The following is a 3,099-nucleotide window of genomic DNA, read 5'->3' on the forward strand; positions in this document are numbered from 1 at the left end:
GCAAGGACAACGGGCGACAGCACCCGTCGGCACTCAGGTGGAGCTTGCTGGTGAGCCCGCCGCGCGAGCGGCCCAGACCTTCACTTCCTGCACCACCTCCACCAGGCGGGCGAGCAGGCTCTGCCACGACGTCTCGTCCTGATGTTCCGTTCCTGCGGCCCCCTTTGATGCAGGTGCCGGTGGCGGATCGGTACGGGCGCCGGCCGCGTGCTGGTGGGCGCGAACGACGGTGGAGCCGACGGAGATGCGAGAACATGACGAGCCGCGCTGGCTCGACGTTGGCAAGGCGACCTTACTGGGTTGGCCTCAAGTGGCCTCAGTCGACAAGGGGCCGGTTTGCAGTGGTCCTTGCTGCAGCCCGCTGACCTCAGGAGACGTGTGGGAGGGCCCAGATCAAGACGGAATTGACCTTCACGAAATAGGGCTAATTAACACCACCCCGCGGGACTGGTGCATAACGTCTTGCCAGGTCGTGCCGGGTCGTGGCTCTAGGCGCTGGTGTTGTCACTGGTCAGCGAGGTATCAGACGAGTTCAAGGATCTGCTTGGGAAGCAGAGATGCTGAGCTTTGCGAGCGAGGCCCGCAGTGGCTTGGACAGTTCGGTGTACTGGGTAAACATCCTGTTGGGGTCGGTTAAGCAGTAGCGCGACCGAGCAGAGCAGAAGGCGAGCGCAGTTCTGTGGTGGAGCGGTGATTATCTTGCCCTCGGTAACGACGATTCTCCGCAGGGGCAGCGTTCCAGAACGCACGGCCAGTTCGGCCGCCGCGAAGTCTGCTTGCCAATCAGTCGGAGGAGACCGATGACCACGTATCGCCAACCCGGAACCGTCCTCACCGACCACACCTTTAGCGTGCCCTTGGACCACTCTCAACCCGACGGGGAGCGGATCGAGGTCTACGCCCGCGAGGTGGTCGCAGCCAGCAGGGAGGGTAAGCCGTTACCGTGGTTGGTCTTCCTCCAAGGTGGCCCGGGCGGGCGCTCCCCGCGCCCACTAGGTCGGAACAGTTGGCTGGCACGGGCTCTCGACGATTACCGAGTTCTGCTTCTCGACCAGCGCGGCACGGGAAGTTCGACGCCTGCGAACCGGCAGACCCTGCCGCAGCGCGGTGACGCCGCGGCGCAGGCCGCCTACCTTGCGCATTTCCGCGCAGACTCCATTGTTGCAGACTGCGAACTGATTCGCCGTCAACTTGTCGGTCAGGACGTCAAATGGTCACTGTTGGGGCAAAGCTACGGCGGCAAGTGCATACTCAGCTATTTGTCATTCGCGCCGCAAGGGCTGCGCGAGGCATTCATCAGTGGCGGCCTGCCGAGCATCAGCGCGAGTCCACAGGACGTGTACCGGGCTGCGTATCCGCGCGCAGAGCGGAAGAGTGAAGGGCACTACGCACGTTATCCGCAGGATGTGGCCACCGCTCGGGAAATTGCCCAGCATCTGCGAGATCACGAAGTACGGCTCCCAGACGGCGGATTGCTTACCAGCGAGGCATTCCAGGCCCTTGGCGTGATGCTCGGCATGAACACTGGATCACACAAGCTGCACTATCTACTTGAGGACGCATTTCTGTCCGGCCCCGGCGAGCCCCGGCTCTCCGACTCCTTTCTGTACGAGGTTCAGCGCCATCTTTCCCGCGCATTCAACCCACTCCATGCCGTATTGCTCGAAACGTCCTACGCTCAGCGGTCGGTCTCTCCGGAGGCTACCGGTTGGGCAGCACAGACCGTCAGGGAGGAGTTCCCCCAGTTCGACGTGGACAAGACGCTGTCGGCGGGCGAACCATTGCTTTTCACGGGCGAGATGATCTACCCCTGGATGTTCTCGGTGGATCCCGCGCTCGCTCCTCTTCAGGGTGCGGCACACAAGATCGCGTGGCGCCAAGAGTGGCCGGATTTGTACAGTGCGGAACAACTCGCTCACAACGATGTCCCTGTCGCCGCCGTGGTGTACCACGACGACATGTATGTGGACCCTGCCGACTCCCTAGCCACGGCTCGAATAGTCAAATCGCTGCGCACCTGGATCACCAACGAGTACGAACACGATGGACTGGGGGTCAGTGGTGGCCGCGTTCTTGATCGGATGATCAAGATGGTCCGCGGCGTGGTCTGAGTCCTGACGCCAGCCAGTACACGGCGATCGGAACCGAGCAGGAGCTGGTACCACTCATTCGGCAGTAAAGGCGTGTTGAGGCTCTCCCACCGCGAAACCGAGCGTTGAATGCTTGCGAGGCTGGCGTCAAGGGGCTGCCCAAGGCGTGTGGCTGTCGCGACGAGCGTGCGGGCCATGGCCGAGAGGGACATGCACGGCTTTGCCTGAGCCGCTTCAGTGCGGCAGCGCCGACGAGTCTGTCGTGCTGGCTCATACGCCCATGATGCACGTGTCGCGGGCCACACGGGGACGATCAGTCGCGGCTTCCGTTGCGAGGAGGCGTAGTTGATCGTTTGCCGTGTTCCGGATGTGCCTTCCGTTCCGTCTAGGAGTTGTCCGGATGATCATGCGACCGGCGTGCGCCTGTGTCGTTGGTGTAGGCATGGGGCGGGGTGATTTGACGGATGCAGAGTGGCGGCGGTTGCGGCCGTTTCTGCCGGTCAGCAATGGGCGTTGTGGCCGGTGGCGGGATCATCGGCAGGTGATTGACGGGATTTTGCATCGGGTGCGGACCGGGGTGCACTGGCGGGATCTGCCGGAGCGGTTTGGTCCGTGGAAGACGGTGTACGAGCGCCACCGGCTGTGGTCGGCCGACGGCACCTGGGAGCGTCTGCTGCAGCAGGTGCAGGCCGCGGCTGACGCTGCGGGAGAGATCGACTGGGACATCTCCGTCGGCTCCACCGTCGTTCGCGCCCACCAGCACGCGGCCGGCGCCCGTACCGATCCGCTACCGGCACCTGCATCAAAGGGGGCCGCAGGAACGGAACATCAGGACGGGACGCCGTGGCAGAGCCTGCTCGCCCGCCTGGTGGAGGTGGTGCAGGAAGTGCAGGAAGTGAAGGTCTGGGCCGCTTGCGCGGCGGGCTCACCAGCAAGCTCCACCTGAGTGCCGACGGGTGCTGTCGCCCGTTGTCCTTGCTCGTCACGCCGGGACAGCGAGCGGACTGCA

The 3,099-nt window shown here is 63.8% G+C and carries 1 protein-coding gene and 2 pseudogenes; 2 read left to right on the forward strand and 1 reads right to left on the reverse strand.

Features of this window, described 5'->3' with window-relative positions; translation table 11 throughout:
- A pseudogene (locus tag B073_RS45525) lies at positions 1 to 76 on the reverse strand (IS5/IS1182 family transposase); the annotation flags it as partial.
- 724 nt (positions 77 to 800) lie between these two features.
- Here B073_RS45525 and B073_RS0106165 point away from each other — a divergent pair.
- Together B073_RS0106165 and B073_RS39215 are read left to right on the forward strand one after the other, a co-directional pair.
- Positions 801 to 2,111, forward strand: coding sequence for an alpha/beta fold hydrolase (locus B073_RS0106165; RefSeq protein ID WP_018537220.1), 1,311 nt, complete (start codon positions 801 to 803; stop codon positions 2,109 to 2,111).
- Between the two features lie 421 nt (positions 2,112 to 2,532).
- Positions 2,533 to 3,099, forward strand: a pseudogene (locus B073_RS39215) (IS5 family transposase); the annotation flags it as partial.

It is taken from the genome of Streptomyces sp. MspMP-M5, from assembly GCF_000373585.1.
Classification (GTDB): Bacteria; Actinomycetota; Actinomycetes; order Streptomycetales; family Streptomycetaceae; genus Streptomyces.